Raw genomic sequence first — 20,715 nt, 5'->3', positions numbered from 1 at the left:
AGCGCGGCCTCAGCCACTCAGCCGCTGCCGCGGCATGCCGCGCAGGCGCAGCGAGAACGCCACGCCGCTGCCGTCGTCGAGGTTGCGTGCGCCGGCGATGCCGCCGTGGCGTTCGGCCACCAGCCGCACCACATACAGGCCCAGGCCCAGGTGCGGGGCGTCGCCGGGGGTGGCCTTGTCGCGCAGGCTGACCAGCGAGTCGAACAACCGGCCCTGCATCGCCGCGGGCAGTGGCTGGCCCTGGTTGGCCAGCTCGATCTCGGCGCCCTCGGGCGTGGCGCGCAGCGCGAGGCGCAGCCAGCCATCCGGCGGCGTGAACGACAACGCGTTGTCGAGCAGCTTGTCCAGCGCCTGTGCGATCAGCTCGGGCGCACAGTGCAGGTACAGCGGCGCATCGGGCAGCATGCAGTCGAGCCGGCGCGCGCCGATCAGGGGCCGGTAGGCATCGGCACAGCCGCGCACCACGTCGCGCAGGTCGACGTCCTCGGGTTCGGCGGCAAGGATCGAGCGTTCCATCCGGCTCGACTCGCTCATCGCGCGCACCAGTGCGCCCAGCCGCGCCACGCCATCGCGGGCGCGCGCCAGGTACGGCTGCGCCTCCGCCGGCAAGGCGGCATGCTCGAGGTTGTCCAGCGACGATTTCACGATCGCCAGCGGCGTGTTGAGTTCGTGCGAAAGCTTCGAGGCCAGCGTACGCAGGTAATCGGTGTAGCTGCCGACCACCTCGAACAGCCGCTCGAAGCTCCGTGCCAGGTCGCCGATCTCGTCGGGCGCGTCGGTCATCGGAAACTTGCCGCGCTCGAACAGGCCGTCCAGACGTCCATCGTTGAGCTGGGCGCGCTCGGCCGCGTTGCGCAGGCGGCCCAGGCGCAGGCTCAGCCGCGTGGCGAACAGCAGCAGGATGCCGCCGGCCACCAGCAGCACGCCGAAGCTGGTCAGCAGCAGGCCGAACAGCGCGCGGTTGGCCAGCAGCGGCACCGTGCGGCTGGCCTGCTCCAGCAGCAGCACGCCATCGACCCTGCCAGCGTGTTCGATCGGCACCGCGGCGGCCAGCACCACGCTGCCGCGCTCCTCGCCGCTGCGCCACACCGACACCGGCCTGCCGGCAGCCGCCGCGGCCACTTCGCGGGTATCCAGCCGCGGCACGTCCTGCGACCACAGGCTGGCGTCCTCCAGCCGGGTCGCCAGCAGCGAGCGGTAGACCAGCGCGGCGAACCAGCCCGGCTGGCCGTCGCTGCCGGGCGCGGTGTTCAGGCGGCCGCTGCGTGCCAGCAGCCAGCCCCGCGACGCCAGCACGCGCGCCTGCACGCGATCGGGTACCAGCTGCGCGAGCTCGCTGGCGAGCTTGTCCGAATAGCCGAGCAGCGGCCGCGTGTCGGCAGCCATCCGATCGCCGCCCGCCGCCGCGTCGTATACGCCGACACCGAGCGCGCGCAGACGGAGATCACGCGGAAGGCGCAGCTCGACCCGGTAGCCGCTGCCGTCCTCCTGCCATTGCGCGGCGATCGCCTCCGGCAAACCGTCGACCGGCGGATCGAGCGGCCGCGCGGTGAACGGCCCCGGCGCCGCGCTGGCCAGCAGGTAGCGGCGCCGCCCGTTGACGTTGTCCAGCGCTAGGATCAGGTGATCGGCCGCCAGCGCATCCGCATCGTCCGCATCGGCGCGGCTGCGGCGGGTGGCACGCACGTCGGCGTACAGATACAGCCAGTCGTCATCCGCGGCCAGCAGCAGCTTGCCGCGCGCGCCCAGCGGCTGGCTCCACGGCGTCAGCGGCGCCCAGTCGTCGCCGTAGCCGTCGACGGTGATCGGGTTCGGCGCCTGCTGCACGTACCAGCCCGGGCCGGCGGAATCCGGCGCCACCGCGCCGGTCACCACCAGGCTGCGCGCCACCGCGCCGGCCGAGGCCAGCAGCGCCTGCGACTGCCCCTCGCGCAGCAGCGTCTCCATCTGCCGCACATACAGCCAGCCGGCCACCGGCAACGCCAGCGTGCACAGCGCAACCAGCAGCAGCTTGCGGCGCAGGGTCATCGGCGCCGGCGGTCAGCGGCCACGCGCGGGCGAGGTCACGGTGTGGTCCCTTGACCAGCGCGTGGCTACCACCACGCGCATGAAGTCGTCGAGCAGCGCGCGGCTCGACGGGTCGGCGTCGTCGAACGCCATCGACCAGCTCAGCCGCACGCCGCTGGCCGTGCCCGGATCGCAGAACACCAGCACGTCGTCGACATGGTCGCTGCCCTGGTAGACCGAGGCCTCGCACGGCATGACCGGATGCCGCACGGCGAAGCCGGATACCTTGCCGGCGGGGTCGTGCTGCAGGTAGCGCTTGCGGTCGGCCTGCACCTCGTCGGCCAGCGTGGCCAGTTGGCGCGGCCACACGTTGAGCACCATCACCCGCTGCGGCTTGCCGCTCCATTCACCCTGGTACAGCACCGCATTGACGCCGATCGCGCGCGCGTAGGTGCAACAGTCGCGGGTCCAGCCGGCCGGGGTGGCCGCGCTGATCGCCCAGGCCGGCGCGGCGCCGTCGCGTGCGCCGCGCGCCAGCACGCCGTCGTCCTTGCCGCTGGCCTGCGCCAGCGCAGCGAACGCGCACAGCGCCAGCGCCGCCCAGACGCGCCGCCTCACGGCTTCCACCGGTAGCCGACGCCGTGCACCGTCTCGATCGCGTCGAACTCGGGCGCCACCGCGATGAACTTCTTGCGGATGCGCTTGATGTGCGAGGTGATGGTGGCGTCGTCCACCACCAGCTCCGCCTCGCGCATCAGCTGGTCGCGGTTCTTCACGTGGCCGGGGAAGCGGATCAGCGTGTGCACCATCCAGAATTCGGTGACGGTGAGCGGGATCTCCTCGCCGTTCCAGGTGATGCGCATGCGCTCGGATTCCAGTTTCAGCGGTCCGTGCTCGATCACCGTCTCGCTGCTGGCCGGCACCTTCAGCGATTCGATGCGGCGGAACAGCGCGGCGATGCGCGCGGCCAGCTGGTGCAGGCTGGTGTCCTTGCTGAGATAGTCGTCGGCGCCCAGGCGCAGGCCGGAGATCACGTCGAAATCCGAGTCGCGCGCGGTGAGGAAAATGATCGGCAGCGTGGCCGATTTCGCGCGCAGCTCGCGGCACAGGTCGAAACCGCCCTCCGGCTCGTCGCCCAGGCCGATGTCGATGATCACCAGCTCCGGCAGGCGCATCGCGAACGCGCCGGATGCCTCCTGCCGCGAGCCGTAGCCGCGCGCGTCGTAGCCGAAGCGGTTCAGCGCCTCGACGTAGTTGGCGCGGATCAGCGGTTCGTCCTCGACGATGGCAATGCTGCGGCCCATGGCGCGCTCCCTGATGACAGTGCGCGCAGCGTGCTATGCGAATCGCACGCGCGCAAGCCGCGCGGCGCGGTTGCCCGCGTTTTGCCACATGCCGGCAGCCGCCCGGCCCGATTGCGCCGGCGCCAGCGCCCGCAGCCGCGGTCTGATAGGCCCCAGCCAGCCGACCGGGAATGCCGCGATGCCCAGAACCGAATCCACCGAACGCGACCCCAACGCCGAACTGCACGGCTTCGAACCGCTGCGGGTCGCCTTGGCGCTGGGCGCCCTGCTGCTCGCCCTGCTGCTCAGCCTTTGAGGGGGACGCCGTGAACCCGCTCCGTCCCGATCCGAATCCGCTCGACCGGTTTGCCGTGGAAGGCCGCGTTGCGCCCGGCGCGAAGGGAATCGCGCCGGGCGCGGGGCAGGACGACCCCGATCCCGACTGGCAACCCCTGTAACCCTGCGCCCATTCCGTCCGACATGGTGGTTCCTTGTCCCCTCCCCCGAGGGGATTTTTTCGCACCAGGGCGCATCGCGGCGCGCCGGCGGCCCGTTCATGAACGCGTGGGAACCAAACCGGAACGACCCGGTCAACACTACTGATTGGTAGCGTTCCTCTTGCCGTGGAACGTGCCGGCACGGCAGTCGACTCTCCCCTGTAAAGCGGCCGTGCCGGCACACCAATCAATGGTGTTCCCTCTCACGTCCAAGACGACGTTTTTCCCGGTGCAGCCCCCGCTGCACCGGGATTTTTATGTGCGTGGCCGACCGGCCGCGGCCGGAGTAGCTGGCCTAGCGCCTAACGCATGGCGCATGGCACCGCGCAGGCCTACCCGATCGCCTTGCGCATGGCGGCGATCTCGGCACGGTAATCCTTCGCATGGAAGATCGCGGAACCGGCGACGAAGGTGTCGGCACCGGCGGCGGCAATCGCACCGATGTTGTCGGCGGTGACGCCGCCGTCGACTTCCAGCCGGATCGCGCGGCCGCTGGCGTCGATGCGCTGACGCGCCTGACGCAGCTTCTCCAGCGCGCCGGGGATGAATTTCTGCCCGCCGAAGCCGGGGTTGACCGACATGATCAGGATCAGGTCGAGTTTATCCATCACGTAATCGAGGTAATCCAGCGGCGTGGCCGGGTTGAACACCAGTCCGGCCTGGCAGCCCGACTCCCTGATCAGCCCCAGCGTGCGATCGATGTGCTCGCTCGCCTCCGGATGGAAGCTGATCAGGCTGGCACCGGCCTTGGCGAAGTCCGGCACGATGCGGTCGACCGGCTTGACCATCAGGTGCACGTCGATCGGCGCGGCGATGCCGTACTTGCGCAGCGACTGCAGCACCATCGGGCCGATCGTGAGGTTCGGCACGTAATGGTTGTCCATCACGTCGAAGTGCACCCAGTCGGCGCCGGCGGCGAGCGCCGCGGCGGTGTCCTCGCCGAGCCGGGCGAAATCGGCGGCGAGGATGGACGGGGCGATGACGGCGGTTTGCTTGCTCATGACGGCTATCCGGTATGTCGGAGACGCGATTGTAGGAGCCCGCTGGCGGGCGACGCTCCTGCTCTGGTGTTGCGAAGTGACATCAGGGCGAAAAAGGCATCGCCCGCCAGCGGGCTCCTACTTGAATCCGCGCGCTTCCTTGATCCGGTCGTACGCGGCGTTGATCTCGCTGGCGCGTGCCTCGGCCCGCTTGCGCATGTCCTCGGGCAGGTCGCCGAGGCGGTCGGGATGGTGTTCGGAAATGAGCTTGCGGTAGGCGCGCTTGACCGCGCGGTCGTCGGCGCTGCGGTCGATGCCGAGCACCGCATACGGGTCCGGTCCCTGCGCGGCGCGCTGCGGCGGTACGTAGCCGCCACCGTTGCCGTGGGCCTGGCCGCCACCGTAACCGCGCGAGCCGCCCGGGCCGGCGTTCCAGGCGTAACCCTTCATCGCCATCAGCGCCATCAGCTCCATGTCGCTGACCCGCAGCGCGAACGCCAGCTGGCGCAGGATCGCCATCTTCTCCGGCGGCGGGTTGCCTTCGGCCAGCACGGTCTCGATCACCACGTCGAGCACCGGGAACGCGTGGTCGCGGCGCAGGCCGACCCAGTTGCGCAGCGCGGCGATGGTCTGGGTGACGTCGAACTCCGGCTGCTTGCCGACGTTGAAGCTGACCACTGCCTGCCTGCGCAGCTCGGCGTCCAGGTTCATCCGCGTCATCAGGCGTTCGGCGACTGCGATCTCCTGCTCCGACACGCGGCCGTCGGACTTCGCCACCGCACCAAGCAGGGTGAACAGCGGGCCGACGAAGCCGCCGGCTTCCGGCGTGGCGTTCCTGCGCTGGCTGTAGCGCATGTTGTCGAAGATCAGGCCGATCACCGCGCCGGTGATCGCGCCAGGCAGGTGCCCGATGATCAGGCCGAAGAACGCGAACCACAACGTATAGGTGTAACTCATGGATTCCCCTGCGCCTGCGGTGGCTGCGCGCTATACCAGTGCGCCAGCGCGTCGAGCTCGGCGTCGCTGATCGGACCGACCGCGGCGCGCATCACCGCTACGTTGCGGCGGCCATCGCGGTACTGCCTCAGCGCGTCGCGCAGGTAGTCCAGCCGCTGCCCGGCCAGGTGCGGCACGCCTGGCATGCTGGCGTGGCCACTGGCACCGTGGCAGGCGGCGCACAGGCCCAGCCGGGTCGGCGGCGTCGGGGTCTGCGCACGGAGCGGCAGGGCGGCGAGCAGGCAGAGCGCCGCGAGCAATAGGATTCGCATCGGCAACCAATGGGGGCCAAAGGTCGCCAATTCTAGCAGCGCGCCCCGATTTCCCGAGGCGGCGTTTCCGGCGCCACGGCCGCAGCGGCTAGAATGGGCGCTTCCCCGCCACGTGGAACCCGCCGCCGTGCCCACCACCCTGCCGCAATCGAACCTGTCCGGCCTCGAGCTGATCCACCGCGGCAAGGTGCGCGATGTATACGCGTTGTCCGACGATCGGCTGCTGATGGTCGCCACGGACCGGCTGTCGGCGTTCGATGTGGTGCTGCCCAACCCAATCCCGGGCAAGGGCGAGATGCTCACCCAGATCTCCAACTTCTGGTTCGGCAAGACCGCGCACCTGATACCGAACCACCTGCTCGACGTGCCGCTGGCCGAGGTGCTGCCGCCCGGCACCGACCTCGCGCTCTACGCGAAGCGCGCGGTGGTGACGCGGCGGCTGAAGCCGGTGCCCGTGGAATGCATCGCCCGCGGCTACCTGATCGGCTCGGGCTGGAAGGATTACCAGAAGACCGGCGCCGTATGCGGCATCGCGCTGCCCGCGGGCCTGAAGCAGGCGCAGCAGCTGCCCGAGCCGATCTTCACCCCCTCGACCAAGGCCGCGGTGGGCGACCACGACGAGAACGTGAGCTTCGACGCCGTGGTGGACCTGGTGGGCCGCGAGCTGGCCGGAAAGGTGCGCGACGCCACCCTGGCGATCTACCGCTGGGCCGCCGCCTATGCGGCCGAACGCGGCATCATCCTCGCCGACACCAAGTTCGAGTTCGGCACCGATGCGGACGGCAAGCTGTACGTGATGGACGAGATGCTGACGCCCGACTCCACGCGCTACTGGCCGGCCGACCAGTACCGGGTCGGCATCAGCCCGCCCAGCTACGACAAGCAGTTCGTGCGCGACTGGCTGGAGGCGCAGGGCTGGAACAAGACCCCGCCCGGTCCGGTGATTCCGGACGAGGTGATCGCGCGCACCGCCGCCAAGTACGCCGAGGCGCTGGAGCGCCTCGCCGGCATCCGGCTCGACTGAGGCATCCACCGGGGAACGCCATGCGCAGCATGCAGGACTGGCTCGACAGCTACAGCGGCGACCATCGGAACCCGACCAACCAGGTGTTCCACTGGTTCTGCGTGCCGCCGATCGTGTGGTCGGTGATCGCGCTGCTGTGGGCGATCCCGGTGCCGGTCAGCCAGCTGCGTCCCGGCTCCTGGGCCGTGCTGGTGATGGTGCTGGCGTTCTACTGGTACTGGCGGCGCTCGCACCGGCTGGCGGTCGGCCTGCTGATCGTGTTTGCGCTGCTCGGCCTGCTCACCAACTTCCTGTACGCGCGGCTCGGCGCGGCGCAACTGTGCTGGCTCGCGGCCGGCGTGTTCGTGGTCGCCTGGATCGGCCAGTTCATTGGGCACAAGTTCGAAGGACGCAAGCCCAGCTTCCTCACCGACCTCTCCTACCTGCTGATCGGCCCGGCCTGGCTGATGGCCAAGCTGCTGCGCAAACTGGGATTCACGCAAGTCACATGACCACCCTGCTTACCGTGATCAGCACCCTGCTCTGGTGGGTGCTGTACAGCAGCATGGCTGCACTGGCGTTCGCCCTGATCGGCTGGTCCGTATTGCGCTGGGCCGAGCGCTGCGCGGTGGTGTTCAACCGCATCTACCTGGCCTGCCTGCTGTGGACCCTGGCCGGCATGCTGCTGGTGGTCGGCGTGGCGGCCCACGAAGGCCGGCTGCATCCGCCCTACGGCGCCCTGCTGGGCTCCGGCCTGCTGCGCGGCGCGCTGGTGCTGGACATGCTGATCGGCAGCGTGCTGCTGTGGCGGCTGGTGCCGCGCGTCGATGCGCATCGCATTCGTCCCGGCAGTGCCTGCATGGCAGTGGCGGTGATCATGGCGCTCGGTTTCGGCGTCGCCACCAGCCTTGCCTGATCCACGGGCAGATCGCGCGAAAAGAGCGGCATGCCGCCGCCTTTTCCCGCATCCGCCATGCCGCCGGGCAGGCTCCGCTCAGTGCATTCCCCACACGGCCGCGCCGAACACCATCATCATCAGCAAGCCGATGATCATGGCCAGCACGGCGCCGATCACCAGGTAGACCAGTTCCACCAGGCACGCCTTGCCGAACCCGATCTGGGCACCAGTCTGCGAAGGCAGCCGATAGTTGACCAGCGCAGCGCCGACCAGGAACTGCACGGCCATCGAGAGCAGGCCACCCGGGCCGCCATGCAGCAGCGAACCGGTCAGCATGCCCAGCACCATCGACACCACCACCGCGGCGATCGCCGCCAGCAGCACCACACCCAGCGCGCGCAGGTAGGACGGCATGTAGCCGACCACCAGCCGGAACGCCACGCTCAGCACCAGCGCCGCGAGCAGCACGCCCACCACGATCATCACCACAGCCGCGAACATGCCCATGCCGGCCAGCACGGCAAACGTCGAAGTACCCATGGAACCCCCTGTCAGTCGATGGAACCGCCCGGCGGCATCCCCATGCCGCCCGCCCTCCCCGGCGGTGGCGCCAGCCTAGCCGATGGCCGCACTGGCGTCTCCCGCGGCGCGATCGGACCGGGCCATGCCATCGGCCCCTTGAGAAACAAGCCGTGAGCCATCGCACTTCTTCACTCGTGCGGACGCATGGCGCTCCGATTCGCCGCACGCACTGCTTCCACAAACCCGCCGAACGGCACATCGGTGATCCCCACCAGCCCGACATGGCTGTTCTCGCCGTCGAGCACGCGGCCGGTGACGGGCTGGTCGGCGTAATCGAACCAGTGCACGCCGACGATGGCGGGATCGGCAGCGGCGGCGGCGACGTATTTCGCGTAGGCCTCGCCGCGCTGCGCCTCGTTCCACACCGGCACCACGCCCTTGCCGAACGGGCCGCGGTCGTCGGAGCCGAAATGGAATTCGCCGATCAGCACCGGCTTGTCCAGCGCGTGCAGCGCGGCGAGGTCGAGGCCGTGCTGCGGCAGGTCGGCGTAGACGTTGAAGCTGAGCACGTCGCAGTACGCGGCGCAGGCAGCGACGGCCTCGGGGGTGCGCGCCGCGAAGCGGCCGCCGAGGAACAGGTGGTGCGGGTCGTGGCGGCGGATCGCTTCGGCCACGGTGCGGAAGTAGGTGTCGGCGTAGCGGCGCAGCCACGTGCTGTAGTCGCGCGCGATCGCCGGATGCGCCTCGCTCGGCGCGGGTGCGGCGAAGCCGGTGGCGTCGAGCGCACCCCATGAGGCGAGCGCGATGCCCCACGCCGCGGCCAGCTGCGCGGGTGTGCGGTAGCTGGCCTTGAGGTCGGCGATGAACGCCCGCTTGGCCGGGCTCTTCGCGTCGCCGGCCAGCGTGCCCAGCGCCAGCCCCCAGTGGCCTTGCGGGCCGCTGCCGGCCCAGGCCAGCTCGTTGTCGGCGAAGTAGCCGAGCAGCCACGGATCGTCGCGCACGCCGGCGCTGGCCTTGATTACCGCCCGTTCGGCGGCCTGCGCGAAGCGCGGGTCGAACGGATCGGGCATGCGGCCCCAGTAGTCGTAACCACTCGAGACGTTGGCATAGTCGCCGCCGATGTCGATCGAGCGCGTGTACGGCAACCGGTGCGCCTGCCCCAGCGCGTCGTCGCTCCAGTTGCCGAGGGTATTGAAGCCCCAGGCCTGCAGCCGCTGCAGCGCGCGCGTGCGCCATGCCGCCAACCAGTCCCTGCCGTCGACGCGATATAGGTTCGCCGCATAGAAGTCGAACCAGCGGCCGTGGTTGTAGCCGATGCCGCGGCTGGCGCCCTGCTCCGGGTTGCGGTTGTCGTCATGGCCGTAGAACGCCGCCCATTCGCCGCTGTCCGGCGGCAGGTCGCGGAACATGAACTCGCGGCCCTCGACGTAGCTGCGCCCGCCGTCGGTGATCACCGCGTTGACGCCGAGCGAGAAGAACGCATGGCCGTCGGGCGTCACCAGGTGCCAGCGACCGTCCTGCTTCTGCGTGTGGAACCAGCCGGTCTTGCGCAGGCCCTGGACGTCCAGACGTCCGCCGTACGCATCCAGCCCGGCGCGCTGCGCCGCGGTCGGCGTCGCCTGCACTGCCGCACGCAACCCGGCGTCGGAACCGATCTTCTCCGGCCAGCGGCCGCGGGTGTACTGCCCGTAGCGGTCGACGATGCCCGCATACGCGTCGCGCAGGGTAGCCGCGCCCGGCGCCACCTCGACGCGGCCGAACAGCATGGTCTGCGCAGCTTGCGGCGCGGGCATGCCTAGCCGGACCGCGCCGACCTTGCGCAGGTCCAGCGCGCCCTGCACCGTGGTTGCCAGCAGAGTCGGCCGGCCGCGGTCGTCGAACGGCATCGGCGGCCCCACCTGCATGCCTTCGCCGCGCGGCGACGTCGCCTGCAGCGGAACCACCAACGTCTGCGCCGGCCCGGCCGGCACGCCGACCGTCGCCTGCAGGCGCTGGTCGGCCGCACCGTCGATCTCAACCATGAGCGTCACCGCCCACGGCATCGCGTTCTGCACGCGCAGGCGAAGCTCGCCCTGGCCCGACCAGTCCCATGCACCGCTCGCCGGCGCGATCACGAGCTGCGGCTGCGCCGCCGGCTGGAACGCGTAGCGCTGCTGCGCCACGCCATCGCCGGCGCGTTCGGTACCGCCGATGCGCTGCACATGGTCGAGGCTGATGCGGACCCTGGCATCGGGCGCCGCCAGGTCGGCCACGCCCGGCGCGGTCGCGGCGTGGCAGGCACCGAGACCGCACAGGCCCAGCCAGATCCATGCATGACGTTTCATCATCGGCATCCTCGCGTGAATCGGCTTTGCAGGGCGGGCACTGCCCGCCGCTCCAGCATCATGAAGCCAGGAGCCGGCGGGCAGTGCCCGCCCTACGGAGCGTAATGCCTCAAACCGGCTGGCGGCGCGCCCAGCGCTGCCAGCCGTAGTACACCGGCACGCCCAGCGCGATGATCAGCAGGCTCATGCCGGCGTCGCCCGGCGCGTGGATCGCGCTGGCCACGATCACGCCGAACACGGTGATCACGAAGACCAGCGGCAGCAGCGGGTAGAACGGGACCCGGTACGGCGCCGGATCGTCGATGAAGTGCTTGCGGTACCAGAACAGCGTGCCGATGCCGAACACGTGGCCCAACCACTCGCCGACCGTGGTGTAGTTGAGCAGCTGGTTGAAGCTGCCCGACAGGGTCAGCACCACCGCCCAGGCGCCGAGCAGGGCCAGCGCGATCTGCGGCGCGCGCGTGCGCGCATCGACGCGGCCCGCGGCGCGGAAGAACACCCCGTCCGCGCCCATCGTCTGCAGCACGCGCGCGCCGCCGGCGATCGCGATGCTGCAGTAGCCGAAGGTGGAACAGGCGATGCCCACCGCGATCACGGTGGCACCGTGCGCGCCGAACAGCCGGCGCATCAGGTCCGCCGCCGGCGCCTGGCTGGCGGCGAGGCCGGCGTGGCCCAGGCCCGCCAGGTAGGCGAAGTTGGCCAGCAGGTAGCAGAGCACCACGCCGGCCATGCCCAGGCCCAGCGCGCGCGGCAACGTGCGCTGCGGGTCGCGCACTTCGCCGGCAAGATCGTTGAGGTAGTGGAAGCCGCCGTAGGTGAACAGCACCGGCAGCAAGGCGCCGACGAACGACCATGGCGACGTCGGGTGGCTGGCCGCCGCCACCGGCGCCAGGCCGAGGCGGCCGTGCGCCAGCACCAGCCCGGCGACCACCAGCAGCGCGATCGCCGCCAGCTTCAGCACGGTGAACACGTTCTGCATCCACGCGCCGGCACGGATGCCGAACAGGTTCACGCCGACGATGAACACGATCGCGCCCACCGCCGCCGGCTTCACGTACAGCTGCGGCAGGCCGACCGCCGTGCAGAAATATTCGGCGAACATGGTGGCCACCGCGGCGACGCTGCCCGGGTAGTTGATCAGCGCCATGGTCCAGCCGAACAGGAACGCCGGCAGCAGCCCGAACGCCTCGCGCAGGTAGACGTAGATGCCGCCCGCCTGCGGCCGCCGCGCGCCCAGTTCGGCGTAGCACAGCACGCCGGCCAGGGTCAGCAGGCCGCCGATCGCCCACAGCATCAGCACCTCCGTGCCCGACGACGTGTTGCGCGCCACCGTGGCCGGGGTGAGGAAGATGCCTGCCCCGATCACGCCGCCGATGACGATCATCGCGGCGTCCCAGGTGTTCAGGCGGCGGGCATAGGCATTGGCGGGTTCGATTGGCATGGCGGCTACCTTGCCATCGTCCGTGCCGGTTCCACCAGTCCCGCCCGGCACATGCCCGGCATGCCGCGCCACCGCCCGGCAAATTGACAACCCGGCGGCGCGCCGGAAGACTGTCGTGGTCGGCATGGCAGGTGCCGTCATTTTTTGGCGTTGCGGCGATGCCGCCGCGCCATCGCCGTCGAGGGGTGCTGCAGCGGACGCCGTCCGCCACGCTCGATGTGCGAATCCGTCGCAAGGGCGCCCTTTCCGCACAATGGAGACGTCGCCATGCCCATTCCCGCCGCCCCTCGCCGGCTCGCCCTCGCCACTTCCGCGGACCATCCGTCGGTTCAACCCGACGACGCGCATCTGGCCGCCACGCTGGAGCAGCTCGGCCTGCCGCCGGCGGTCTGCGTGTGGAACGACCCGGCGGTGGACTGGTCGGCGTTCGACGCGGTGCTGATCCGCACCATCTGGGACTACTTCAAGCACCATGCGGCGTTCCTGCACTGGCTGGACCGGCTCGATGCGCTGGGCGTCCCCACCATCAACGACAGCGCGCTGCTGCGCTGGAACAGCGACAAGCGCTACCTGCTCGAACTGGCGCAGCACGGCGTCGCCATCATCCCCACCCGGCTGGCCGATGCCGCGGCGCTGCCCGATACGCTGGCGGCCCTGGCGGGGCAATCGGTGGTGATCAAGCCCAGCGTCAGCGGCAGTGCCTGGCACACGTTGCGCGGCACCGCCGGCGACGCGGCGTTCGCCGATGCCGTGGCGCAACTGCCGCGCGAACGCGACTACCTGGTGCAGCCGTTCGTGCCGGAAGTCGTCAACGAGGGCGAATGGTCGCTGCTGTATTTCGCCGGCGAATTCGGCTATGCGGTGATCAAGCGCCCGGCCGCAGGCGACTACCGCGTGCAGGGCGAGTACGGCGGCAGCGCCGAGCCGGCGCAGCCCGACGCCGCGATCCTGGCCGCCGCCGATCGTGCGCTGGCCGCGCTGGCGGCGCTCGGCCACGGCAACCACGCCTACCTGCGCGTGGATGGCGTGGTCAGCGGCGGCCACTTCCTGGTGATGGAGCTGGAACTGATCGAGCCGTTCTTGCACCTGGCCGGGCATCCGGCGGCGGCAGAGCGGCTGGCGCGGGAAGTGGCCGCGCGGATCCACCGTCCGGAGGCGACCATGGTGGCCCGTGCGCGCTGAGCCGCCGCACCGGCAAGACGACGCCGCGCGTTCGCCGCCGCGCTGGCTGCGCCTGGCCTCGTGGGGCGGTTCGCTGGCGGCGTTCGCGCTGGCGGCGTGGCTGCTTCAGCGCTACGTCACCGGGCTGTCGTGGCGCGAGGTGGTGGCCGCCTGGGCGCAACTGCCGGCGCGGCACATCGCAGCCTCGGTGATCGCGGCGGCGGTCAGCCTGACGATGCTGGCGCTGTTCGACGTGCTGGCGGCGCGCACGGTGGTGGGCGATCGCGTCTCCGCGCGGCTGGCGGCGTTCGCCGGCGCGGTCACCCAGGGCATCTCGAACACGCTGGGCTTCCATGCGATCACCGGTGCCGCGCTGCGCTACCGCATCTATGCGGCGGTCGGGCTGGGTGCCGGCGACATCGCGCGCATCGTGGCCCTGGCCGGACTCGGCGTGGGGTTGGGTTTCGCCGTAGTGATCGCTGGCGCGCTTTGCTGGCAGCCGCAGATCACGCAAGGCTGGGGCCGCTGGCCGGGCATGGCGCTGGTCCTGCTGCTGCTCGCCCTGCTGGGCTGGCTGGCGCGACCGCGCACGCTCGCGCTGGGACGGCTGACACTGCCGCTGCCGGGCGCCGGCACCGCGGCGGCGCAGATGCTGATCGGCGGTGTGGAGATGCTTGCCGCGATCAGCGCGCTGTACGTGCTGCTACCGCCCGGCGCAGCGCCGCCGTTCGTCGATTTCCTGCCGATCTACGTCGGCGCGGTGCTGGCCGGCATCGTCAGCCACGCGCCGGGCGGCCTGGGCGTGTTCGAGACGATCATGCTGGCCTCGTTTCCGCCCGAGGCGCGCGCCGACCTGCTCGCCGCGATGCTGTGCTACCGGCTGACCTACAACCTGCTGCCGTTCGCGCTGGCCAGCGCGGCGCTGGCCGGCTTCGAATGGCGCCTGCGGCGATCGGCGCGGCATCACTGCTGACACCCTCCGACGACGCACGCCTCTAGAATCGGTGCATCGCCCCGCCATGGTTGTCCGCGTGTCCGCCTCGCCGCGCAAGATCCTCCACGTCGACATGGACGCGTTCTACGCGTCGGTGGAGCAGCGTGACGACCCCTCGCTGCGCGGCAAGCCGGTGGCGGTGGCATGGCGCGGCGCGCGCTCGGTGGTGTGCGCGGCCAGCTACGAGGCGCGGGTGTTCGGCGTGCGCTCGGCGATGCCGGCGATCCGCGCCGAGCGGCTGTGCCCGCAGCTGATCTTCGTGCCGCCGGATTTCACGCGCTACAAGGCGGTGTCGCGGCAGGTACGCGAGATCTTCGCGCGGCACACCACGCTGATCGAGCCGCTGTCGCTGGACGAGGCCTACCTCGACGTCACCGTGACACGGAGCGGCCTGGGCTCGGCCACCGCCACCGCCGAGGCGATCCGCGCGGCGATCCGCGAGGAGACGCAGTTGACCGCCTCGGCCGGGGTGGCGCCGAACAAGTTCCTGGCCAAGATCGCCTCGGACTTCCGCAAGCCCGACGGCCTGTTCGTGATCCGGCCGCAACAGGTCGAGGCCTTCCTCACCCCGCTGCCGGTAGACCGCCTGCCCGGCGTGGGCAAGGTGATGGAGGCGAAGCTGGCCGCGCTCGGCATCGCCACCGTGGGTGAACTGCGCGCGCATGCGCAGGCCGAACTGGAGCAGCGCTTCGGCCGCTGGGGCCGCCGCCTGCACGAACTGGCGCGCGGCATCGACGAGCATCCGGTGCAGCCGGAACGACCCACCCTGCAGATCTCCGCCGAAGACACCTTCGAGCACGATCTGCGGCTGGAGGAACTCGAACCGCACATCCACCGGCTGGCCCAGAAGGCGTGGGCGGGCTATCTGCAGGAACACGCTCGCGTCGCGCGCACGGTGGTGCTGAAACTGAAGACCTCGGACTTCCACACCCTGACCCGCAGCCTCACGCCGGCACAACGCCCGCAATCCGCCGCCGAACTGGCCGGCATCGCCTGCAGCCTGCGCGAACGCGTCGAACGGCCGGCCGAAAGCCGCTACCGCCTGGTCGGCGTGGGCCTGGCGGGCTTCGTCGACCGCGACAGTTACCAGGCGCAGGCGGACCTGTTCGGCGCCGGCTGACACGATGCAGGGCTGGCGGCACGTCAGCCAGGCATCGCTGGCGTGACGCGGGTCTCACGCAGTTTCTTGCGCATATCCGCCATTCATCCTGCCGGCCGGACACCGCCCTATGGTGGGTACGCCATGCGCCGCATGGTCACATCAAACAGAGGATACGCCATGACCAAGACCATCACTGCCGTCCTGATTGCCGCCGCGTTTGCCCTGCCGGTCTCGTTTGCCATCGCTGCTCCGCAGCATGGTGCTGGTGGCGGCCATACCCCGCCCAGCGCGCCGTCCATGCCGATGAACCAGGATTCGCATGGCGACGCCGTGTCCTCCGCCGCGCAGACGGCGAAGGCGGACGACGCCAACGTCGGCAAGGCCGTCAGCCCGGTCGCCAACGACAAGAACAAGGGCAAGCACGAGGCCAAGGGCCACTCGAAGACCCATCATCACCACCACTGAGTATCCTGCGCACACTGTGCACAGCGAGGGGCCGGATCGCACGATCCGGCCCCTCGGTTTTGTCCAGCTCCCCCGCCATCGCCTCGAGGGCCTGCTGGCCCGGAATTGCGTGGCTCGTCACCCCTGGCGGTCGCGGCCGAAGCGCGGCAGGTTCCAGTGGTAGTGCAGCGACGCGAAGCGCAGCCCGAAACAGAACAGGATCGGCAGCCAGGTCGCCCATACTGCTGGCCAATGCAGGTACTCGCCGACCACCGCCAGCGCCGCGCCGGCGAGCGCGGCCAGCGCGTAGATCTCCTGCTGCAACACGATCGACACGCGCGCCAGCAGCATGTCGCGCGCCATGCCGCCGCCGATCGCGGTGACCATGCCGAGCAGGATCGCGACCTCCGCGTTGTGGCCGAACGCCAGCGCCTTGTGCGCGCCATACACCGCGAACAGGCCCAGCCCCATCGCGTCGAACAGGCGCACCGGGTAGGTCAGCCGTTCCACCCAGCGGTACGCCACGATGGTGAGCAGGGCCGCCACGACCGCGGTAAGCAGGTAGCGCCAGTCGGTGAGGCCCGCCGGCGGGATCGCGCCGATGCACAGGTCGCGCACGATGCCGCCGCCACAGGCGGTGATATAGGCGATCACCAGGATGCCGAACACGTCGAGGTTGCAGCGCCGCGCCGCGGTCGCGCCGCTGATCGCGAACGCGAACGTGCCGGCCAGGTCCACCACGTTGAACAGCAGTTGCTCGTTCATGCTGCCGACCCGCTTCCTTCATGGCGCGCCGACCAGACGGCGGACAACCGCCGTCAAATCTAGCCGATCCGCCGCGAGATCGCGAAGAACGCCAGGTTGCCCAACCCGGTCGCGCCGGCCAGCACGGCGATCAGGCCGGGAGTGACCTCGTGCCAGTCGAACCACTGGATCAGGCCGAAGCCGATCGCCAGCGCCACCAGCACGATGCCCCAGCGCAGCGAGGAGTGGCGCCGGCGCTGATCCTCGTCGCGCAGGATCGAATTGACCAGGTCTTCCGAACCGCCGGCGTTGACCATGTGCCGCCGCACCATGGCATCGACGCAGACCTTGATCGAATAGGCGATGCAGACAAACAGGCTGATCGGGATGAGTTCGCCGAAATTCATGGTGCTCTCCTGGTGCGTGGCTGTGGTGATGGTGGCTGTCGGAGAGTTAGATACAGCCGCCGCCGCGCCGGTTGCAGCCGTCCACTTGCAACCGTCCGCCGTCTGCGCGTATCCCTTGCCCATGGATGACATCCGCAGCAGCCCCGACCGCGAGCTGGTCGATGCCGTGCTGGCCAACCGGCCGGGCGCGTTCGAACGCCTGGTGCGCGAGTACCAGGGGCTGTGCTGGCACATCATCCAGCGCATGGTGCGCAACCCCGAGGACGCGCGCGAGCTGTGCCAGGACACCTTCCTGCGCGTGCACCAATGCCTGCATCAGTACCGCCACGAGAGCGCGTTGAAATCCTGGATCGGGCGCGTGGCGTACACCATCGCGTTGCGCCACCTGCAGCACAAGCGCATTGCGCTGGTCGAACCGGCCGGCGCCGATGACGACTACTCGCTGGTGGACAACATCGGCGACGGCTTCGACCTGGAAGCCGCCTGCGCGGATGCGGAAACGGCGCGGCACCTGCACGCGGCGATCGAGACGTTGCCGCCGTTGCAGCGCACGCTGCTGACCTTGTACTACCTTGAAGAAACGACCATCCCGGAGATCGCCCGGATCACCGGACTGGCCAGCGGCACCATCAAGAGCCACTTGTTCCGCTCACGTTTGCGCCTGCGCGGCGCGCTCGAAGCGCGGACCGGAGTTGCAGCATGAACCAGCACACCGACGACCCCATCCCTGCCTTCGACGACGACGCGCACGAGCGCGAATGGCTGGCGCAGGAACGCGCGATGCGGCGCGAGCGCCTGCAGCTCGACCCCGCCAGCGACGATGCGCGCGGCCGGCGCTACTGCCTGCTCGCACGGGCGCTGCGCGAACCGCTGCCGGAGGCGTTGCCGGCGGATTTCGCGCAGCAGCTGGCCGCGCGGGTCGCGGCCGCCCCGGCGCGACAGCCTGTCACCGGCGGCTCATTCGAATCCGCGCTGACGCTGGCACTGGCCATCGCCCTGGCCATCGCCGCGGTGGCGGTGGTGGCGATGTATGGCCGCGCGTGGTTGCCCTCGTTCGTTACGCTTTTGCCGACCCCGCACGCACCCGCCACCCGCTGGCTGCTGACGCTGGCCGGCTGCCTCGGCGCGTCTTGGCTGCTGGGACGGTGGCAGCAGCATATTGACGGCCCGACCGCCTGAATTCCCGAACCGGCCCGACACCCGGCCCAAGCCGGAGCCGGAGCCGGCCAATCCGATACCCTTCGCACTCCGCCTGCCATCCCCGGAGACAGCATGCACCTCGAACTGCCGAAGGTTCGGCTGGAGTCCTTCAAGGACTTCGCCAAGCACTACCTGATGATCGTACTCAGCATTCTCACCGCGCTCGGCCTGGAAGCATGGATAGAGCACGCACACCACGTCCACGCCGCCGAGGTGGCCAGCTTGCGTATCGATGCGGAGATCCGCTCCAACCTGGATGCGATCGATTCTTCGCTGACACAGGACGCACGGCAGGTGAAGCGACTCGCCGCGATTCGCGACAGCCTGATACAAGACTTCAAGGCGCACGCGCCGGAAGCGATCATCGCGCAGCATATCCAGTCGCAGGTCTCGGCCGGGAATTTCAACCTCAACCTGAACTGGCCGACCCTGCGCCACGAAGCCTGGGATGTGGCGGTGGCGGATCAGTCCGCCAGCTGGATCGACCGAGAGCGCATACAGCGCTACTCCGCGGTCTACGCCAACCAGCGCGACGTCGGCATTGGCCTGAGCACGAACCTGGCACTGGCGATGGATGGCCCGCGGATGATCGACACGTTGACTGATCTCTAATCCGGGAACGTGCACTCACGCGAATTTCTGCACGTGGTCAGCCAGATGGCGACGATGCTGGATCAGGCGCAGCAGAGCCTGCTGACACTGCAGCGCCACCTGCGGGACGCACTGCCCGCGCAGGCCGACAGCACGTCAGCAAGCCGTCACTGAATCGGAAAACTCTCGCTACAGGTCCAGCACCGCATCCAGTCCACGGTGCAGGCCGATCAGGCCGGGCACCTTGCGGATCGCCAGCAACGCACCGTCAACGTAGGGCTTCGCGCTGCTGCCGGCATTGTGGCGGATCGTCAATGTCTGGTCCGGCATGCCGAAGATCGCCTCGGCGCCGATCACGAAACCCGGCAGGCGCAGCGCGTGCACTTGGCTGCCGGCCAGCGTGCCGCCGCGCGTCTCGCGCAGGCCGACGGTCCGCTCCAGCGGGACCTCCAGCTGCGGCTGGCGCACGCGGCCCATGCGCGTGGCCAGTTCGCGCACCGTGCCGCTGGGCGCATCCGGCTTGCCCGCGCTGGCGTAGTCGACGAGCTCCCACTGCGGGATGAGCTTTGCCGCCATCTCGGCGAACTTGATCAGCAGCACCGCAGTGAGCGCAAAGTTGCCGCAGGCCAGCACGCCGCGCTGCCGCTCGCGCGCCAGTGCGTCGATCTGCGCGTAGTCCTCGTCGGTGAGGCCCGAGGTGCCGACCACCACGTGCGCGCCGCGTTCCAGCGCGGCGAGGATGTTCGCCTTCGCGCTGTCCGGATGGGTGTACTCGACGAACACGTCGCACGGCTGCGCCAGCGCCTCGGCGGCGCTGGCAAAGACCGGCGTGGCGAGCCCCGGTTCGCCCAGCACTTCGCCCAGCGACCGCCCTGCCTGCCGGCGCGAGACCGCGGCGACCAAGGCAAGATCGGCAGCCGCGGCAATCCCGCGCGCCAGTTCGGACCCGGCCCAGCCGGTGGCACCGGCGAGACATACTTTCAATGGCATATCGACCTCGTTCTGATGGGGATGTTCCAGCGCCGGCAATGAGTCGACACTATCGCCGGTTCCGATCGTTCGCCACGGCCAGACGCTCGATCCCCACGACGGCGCACGGCCAGCAGGGCCGACAGGTCACGCCCGCCTGCTCAGGAACACATGGGTGGCACGTTCGCCCGCGACGTGTCCCGTGCATTCGTAGCCGAGAGCAGGCAGATCGAGGCCGTCCAGCAGATGTTCCCCGGAACCGAGCAGGACCGGCCGCATGGCGAGATGCAGTTCGTCGACCAGGCCCGCGCGCAGATACTGCCGGATGGTGGATACGCCGCCGCCCAGGCGGACATCGCGGCCATCCGCGGCAACGGTCGCCTGCTCCAGCGCGGCGTGGATACCTTCGGAGACGAAGCGGAACTCGGTGCCTCCCGCCATCCTGAGCGGCGCGCGCGGATGGTGCGTCAGCACGAAGACGGGGGTGTGGTACGGCGGCTCGTCGCCCCACCAGCCCTTCCAGCCGTCGTCCGGCCACGGGCCGCGGACCGGCCCGAACATGTTGCGCCCGAGAATCCAGGCGCCGATGCCGGCGAAGCCCTGCTCCACGATGCCGTTGTCGACGCCCGTCTCGCCCTCGTCGCCGCCGTGCATCTTCGACCATGCGCGGGTGTGGAAGATCCACTCCATCAACGCGGGGCCGCCGATGCCGAGCGGATGCTGGAGATCCTGGTCCGGTCCAGCGCCATAGCCATCGATGGAAAGGGCAAAGCTCGCGACGCGAAGTTTCGACATGAGATGCCTCGCTGCGTGGTCAATGCGCCCGCCAACCTGCGGGCGATGTCGCCATGATCGACGTTCAGGAGGAGCCGGACAATAG

Annotated in this window: 25 protein-coding genes and 1 riboswitch; of the genes, 12 read left to right on the top strand and 13 right to left on the bottom strand. The window is 70.0% G+C overall.

Annotation, left to right across the window (positions count from 1 at the left end; all coding sequences use genetic code 11):
* Positions 1-9: 9 nt before the first annotated feature.
* From DEO45_RS11005 to pdsR, 3 genes are read right to left on the bottom strand one after another with little or no spacing between them, the layout of a single operon-like run.
* A complete protein-coding gene (locus tag DEO45_RS11005) occupies positions 10-2,028 on the bottom strand; it encodes an ATP-binding protein (RefSeq protein ID WP_114343476.1) in 2,019 nt (672 codons plus the stop codon).
* A gap of 12 nt (positions 2,029-2,040) precedes the next feature.
* On the bottom strand, positions 2,041-2,634 hold the full coding sequence (locus tag DEO45_RS11000) for a hypothetical protein (RefSeq protein ID WP_428992441.1): 594 nt from the start codon (positions 2,632-2,634) through the stop codon (positions 2,041-2,043).
* On the bottom strand, positions 2,622-3,311 hold the full coding sequence (gene pdsR / locus DEO45_RS10995) for a proteobacterial dedicated sortase system response regulator (RefSeq protein WP_068092446.1): 690 nt from the start codon (positions 3,309-3,311) through the stop codon (positions 2,622-2,624). Before pdsR ends, DEO45_RS11000 begins: the two co-directional genes overlap by 13 nt.
* Before the next feature lie 305 nt (positions 3,312-3,616).
* Here pdsR and DEO45_RS16780 point away from each other — a divergent pair, with 305 nt between their 5' ends.
* Positions 3,617-3,748 (top strand): hypothetical protein, encoded by a 132-nt coding sequence (locus tag DEO45_RS16780; protein ID WP_262982191.1) that lies wholly within the window; start codon positions 3,617-3,619, stop codon positions 3,746-3,748.
* 371 nt (positions 3,749-4,119) lie between these two features.
* Here the strand turns inward: DEO45_RS16780 and rpe are convergent, their stop codons facing one another.
* The 3 genes from rpe to DEO45_RS10980 form a co-directional block, all read right to left on the bottom strand.
* Positions 4,120-4,788, bottom strand: a complete 669-nt coding sequence (gene rpe, locus DEO45_RS10990) for a ribulose-phosphate 3-epimerase (RefSeq protein ID WP_114343473.1) — start codon at positions 4,786-4,788, stop codon at positions 4,120-4,122.
* A 117-nt stretch (positions 4,789-4,905) separates the two neighbouring features.
* A complete protein-coding gene (djlA, locus tag DEO45_RS10985; RefSeq protein ID WP_114343471.1) occupies positions 4,906-5,724 on the bottom strand; it encodes a co-chaperone DjlA in 819 nt (272 codons plus the stop codon).
* Positions 5,721-6,035: a c-type cytochrome gene (locus DEO45_RS10980; protein WP_114343468.1), complete on the bottom strand. Its 315-nt coding sequence runs from the start codon at positions 6,033-6,035 to the stop codon at positions 5,721-5,723. Before DEO45_RS10980 ends, djlA begins: the two co-directional genes overlap by 4 nt.
* A 127-nt stretch (positions 6,036-6,162) precedes the next feature.
* Between DEO45_RS10980 and DEO45_RS10975 the strand changes: the two genes are divergently transcribed.
* From DEO45_RS10975 to DEO45_RS10965, 3 genes are read left to right on the top strand one after another with little or no spacing between them, the layout of a single operon-like run.
* The gene (locus tag DEO45_RS10975) at positions 6,163-7,059 is read left to right on the top strand and encodes a phosphoribosylaminoimidazolesuccinocarboxamide synthase (RefSeq protein ID WP_114343855.1); all 897 of its coding nucleotides are present in this window, start codon (positions 6,163-6,165) and stop codon (positions 7,057-7,059) included.
* Between the two features lie 20 nt (positions 7,060-7,079).
* Positions 7,080-7,550 carry a DUF962 domain-containing protein gene (locus DEO45_RS10970; RefSeq protein ID WP_114343466.1) on the top strand — a complete coding sequence of 157 codons (471 nt, stop codon included), beginning with the start codon at positions 7,080-7,082 and terminating at the stop codon, positions 7,548-7,550.
* The gene (locus DEO45_RS10965; RefSeq protein ID WP_114343464.1) at positions 7,547-7,954 is read left to right on the top strand and encodes a hypothetical protein; all 408 of its coding nucleotides are present in this window, start codon (positions 7,547-7,549) and stop codon (positions 7,952-7,954) included. The genes DEO45_RS10970 and DEO45_RS10965 overlap by 4 nt, the downstream gene beginning before the upstream one ends.
* Before the next feature lie 78 nt (positions 7,955-8,032).
* Here DEO45_RS10965 and DEO45_RS10960 read toward each other — a convergent pair whose 3' ends face one another.
* The 3 genes from DEO45_RS10960 to DEO45_RS10950 all read right to left on the bottom strand — a co-directional run bounded on the left by DEO45_RS10960 (position 8,033) and on the right by DEO45_RS10950 (position 12,223).
* A complete protein-coding gene (locus tag DEO45_RS10960) occupies positions 8,033-8,476 on the bottom strand; it encodes a hypothetical protein (RefSeq protein ID WP_114343462.1) in 444 nt (147 codons plus the stop codon).
* 170 nt (positions 8,477-8,646) lie between these two features.
* Positions 8,647-10,782, bottom strand: a complete 2,136-nt coding sequence (locus DEO45_RS10955; RefSeq protein WP_114343852.1) for a beta-agarase — start codon at positions 10,780-10,782, stop codon at positions 8,647-8,649.
* A 109-nt stretch (positions 10,783-10,891) separates the two neighbouring features.
* Entirely contained in the window at positions 10,892-12,223 is a 1,332-nt protein-coding gene (locus tag DEO45_RS10950; RefSeq protein WP_114343460.1) for an APC family permease, read from the bottom strand.
* A gap of 174 nt (positions 12,224-12,397) precedes the next feature.
* Positions 12,398-12,473, top strand: a riboswitch (S-adenosyl-L-homocysteine riboswitch).
* A gap of 17 nt (positions 12,474-12,490) precedes the next feature.
* Between DEO45_RS10950 and DEO45_RS10945 the strand changes: the two genes are divergently transcribed.
* From DEO45_RS10945 to DEO45_RS10930, 4 genes are all read left to right on the top strand, one after another.
* Positions 12,491-13,405: an ATP-grasp domain-containing protein gene (locus DEO45_RS10945; RefSeq protein WP_114343458.1), complete on the top strand. Its 915-nt coding sequence runs from the start codon at positions 12,491-12,493 to the stop codon at positions 13,403-13,405.
* On the top strand, positions 13,395-14,357 hold the full coding sequence (locus DEO45_RS10940) for a UPF0104 family protein (RefSeq protein ID WP_114343455.1): 963 nt from the start codon (positions 13,395-13,397) through the stop codon (positions 14,355-14,357). The genes DEO45_RS10945 and DEO45_RS10940 overlap by 11 nt, the downstream gene beginning before the upstream one ends.
* A gap of 46 nt (positions 14,358-14,403) precedes the next feature.
* Complete coding sequence (gene dinB, locus DEO45_RS10935) at positions 14,404-15,498, top strand: DNA polymerase IV (RefSeq protein WP_114343453.1); 1,095 nt, start codon at positions 14,404-14,406, stop codon at positions 15,496-15,498.
* Between the two features lie 159 nt (positions 15,499-15,657).
* Entirely contained in the window at positions 15,658-15,945 is a 288-nt protein-coding gene (locus tag DEO45_RS10930) for a hypothetical protein (RefSeq protein WP_114343451.1), read from the top strand.
* 117 nt (positions 15,946-16,062) lie between these two features.
* Here DEO45_RS10930 and DEO45_RS10925 read toward each other — a convergent pair whose 3' ends face one another.
* Together DEO45_RS10925 and DEO45_RS10920 are read right to left on the bottom strand one after the other, a co-directional pair.
* Complete coding sequence (locus DEO45_RS10925; protein WP_114343448.1) at positions 16,063-16,689, bottom strand: trimeric intracellular cation channel family protein; 627 nt, start codon at positions 16,687-16,689, stop codon at positions 16,063-16,065.
* A 59-nt stretch (positions 16,690-16,748) separates the two neighbouring features.
* Positions 16,749-17,075 carry a DUF6249 domain-containing protein gene (locus DEO45_RS10920; RefSeq protein WP_114343446.1) on the bottom strand — a complete coding sequence of 109 codons (327 nt, stop codon included), beginning with the start codon at positions 17,073-17,075 and terminating at the stop codon, positions 16,749-16,751.
* 121 nt (positions 17,076-17,196) lie between these two features.
* Between DEO45_RS10920 and DEO45_RS10915 the strand changes: the two genes are divergently transcribed.
* From DEO45_RS10915 to DEO45_RS16610, 4 genes are all read left to right on the top strand, one after another.
* Positions 17,197-17,778, top strand: a complete 582-nt coding sequence (locus tag DEO45_RS10915) for an RNA polymerase sigma factor (RefSeq protein WP_114343444.1) — start codon at positions 17,197-17,199, stop codon at positions 17,776-17,778.
* Complete coding sequence (locus tag DEO45_RS10910) at positions 17,775-18,254, top strand: hypothetical protein (RefSeq protein ID WP_114343441.1); 480 nt, start codon at positions 17,775-17,777, stop codon at positions 18,252-18,254. The genes DEO45_RS10915 and DEO45_RS10910 overlap by 4 nt, the downstream gene beginning before the upstream one ends.
* Before the next feature lie 93 nt (positions 18,255-18,347).
* Positions 18,348-18,887: a hypothetical protein gene (locus tag DEO45_RS10905; RefSeq protein WP_114343439.1), complete on the top strand. Its 540-nt coding sequence runs from the start codon at positions 18,348-18,350 to the stop codon at positions 18,885-18,887.
* Between the two features lie 9 nt (positions 18,888-18,896).
* The gene (locus tag DEO45_RS16610; protein WP_189339729.1) at positions 18,897-19,040 is read left to right on the top strand and encodes a hypothetical protein; all 144 of its coding nucleotides are present in this window, start codon (positions 18,897-18,899) and stop codon (positions 19,038-19,040) included.
* A 15-nt stretch (positions 19,041-19,055) separates the two neighbouring features.
* Here the strand turns inward: DEO45_RS16610 and dapB are convergent, their stop codons facing one another.
* The gene (dapB, locus tag DEO45_RS10900; RefSeq protein ID WP_114343437.1) at positions 19,056-19,856 is read right to left on the bottom strand and encodes a 4-hydroxy-tetrahydrodipicolinate reductase; all 801 of its coding nucleotides are present in this window, start codon (positions 19,854-19,856) and stop codon (positions 19,056-19,058) included.
* 126 nt (positions 19,857-19,982) lie between these two features.
* Positions 19,983-20,630, bottom strand: a complete 648-nt coding sequence (locus DEO45_RS10895; RefSeq protein ID WP_114343434.1) for a dihydrofolate reductase family protein — start codon at positions 20,628-20,630, stop codon at positions 19,983-19,985.
* Between the last annotated feature and the right edge of the window lie 85 nt (positions 20,631-20,715).

The organism is Rhodanobacter denitrificans (assembly GCF_003335105.1).
Lineage (GTDB): Bacteria > Pseudomonadota > Gammaproteobacteria > Xanthomonadales > Rhodanobacteraceae > Rhodanobacter > Rhodanobacter denitrificans_A.
The sequence above is the reverse complement of the archived record's forward strand: the minus strand, read 5'-3'. Positions and strand labels throughout refer to the sequence as shown.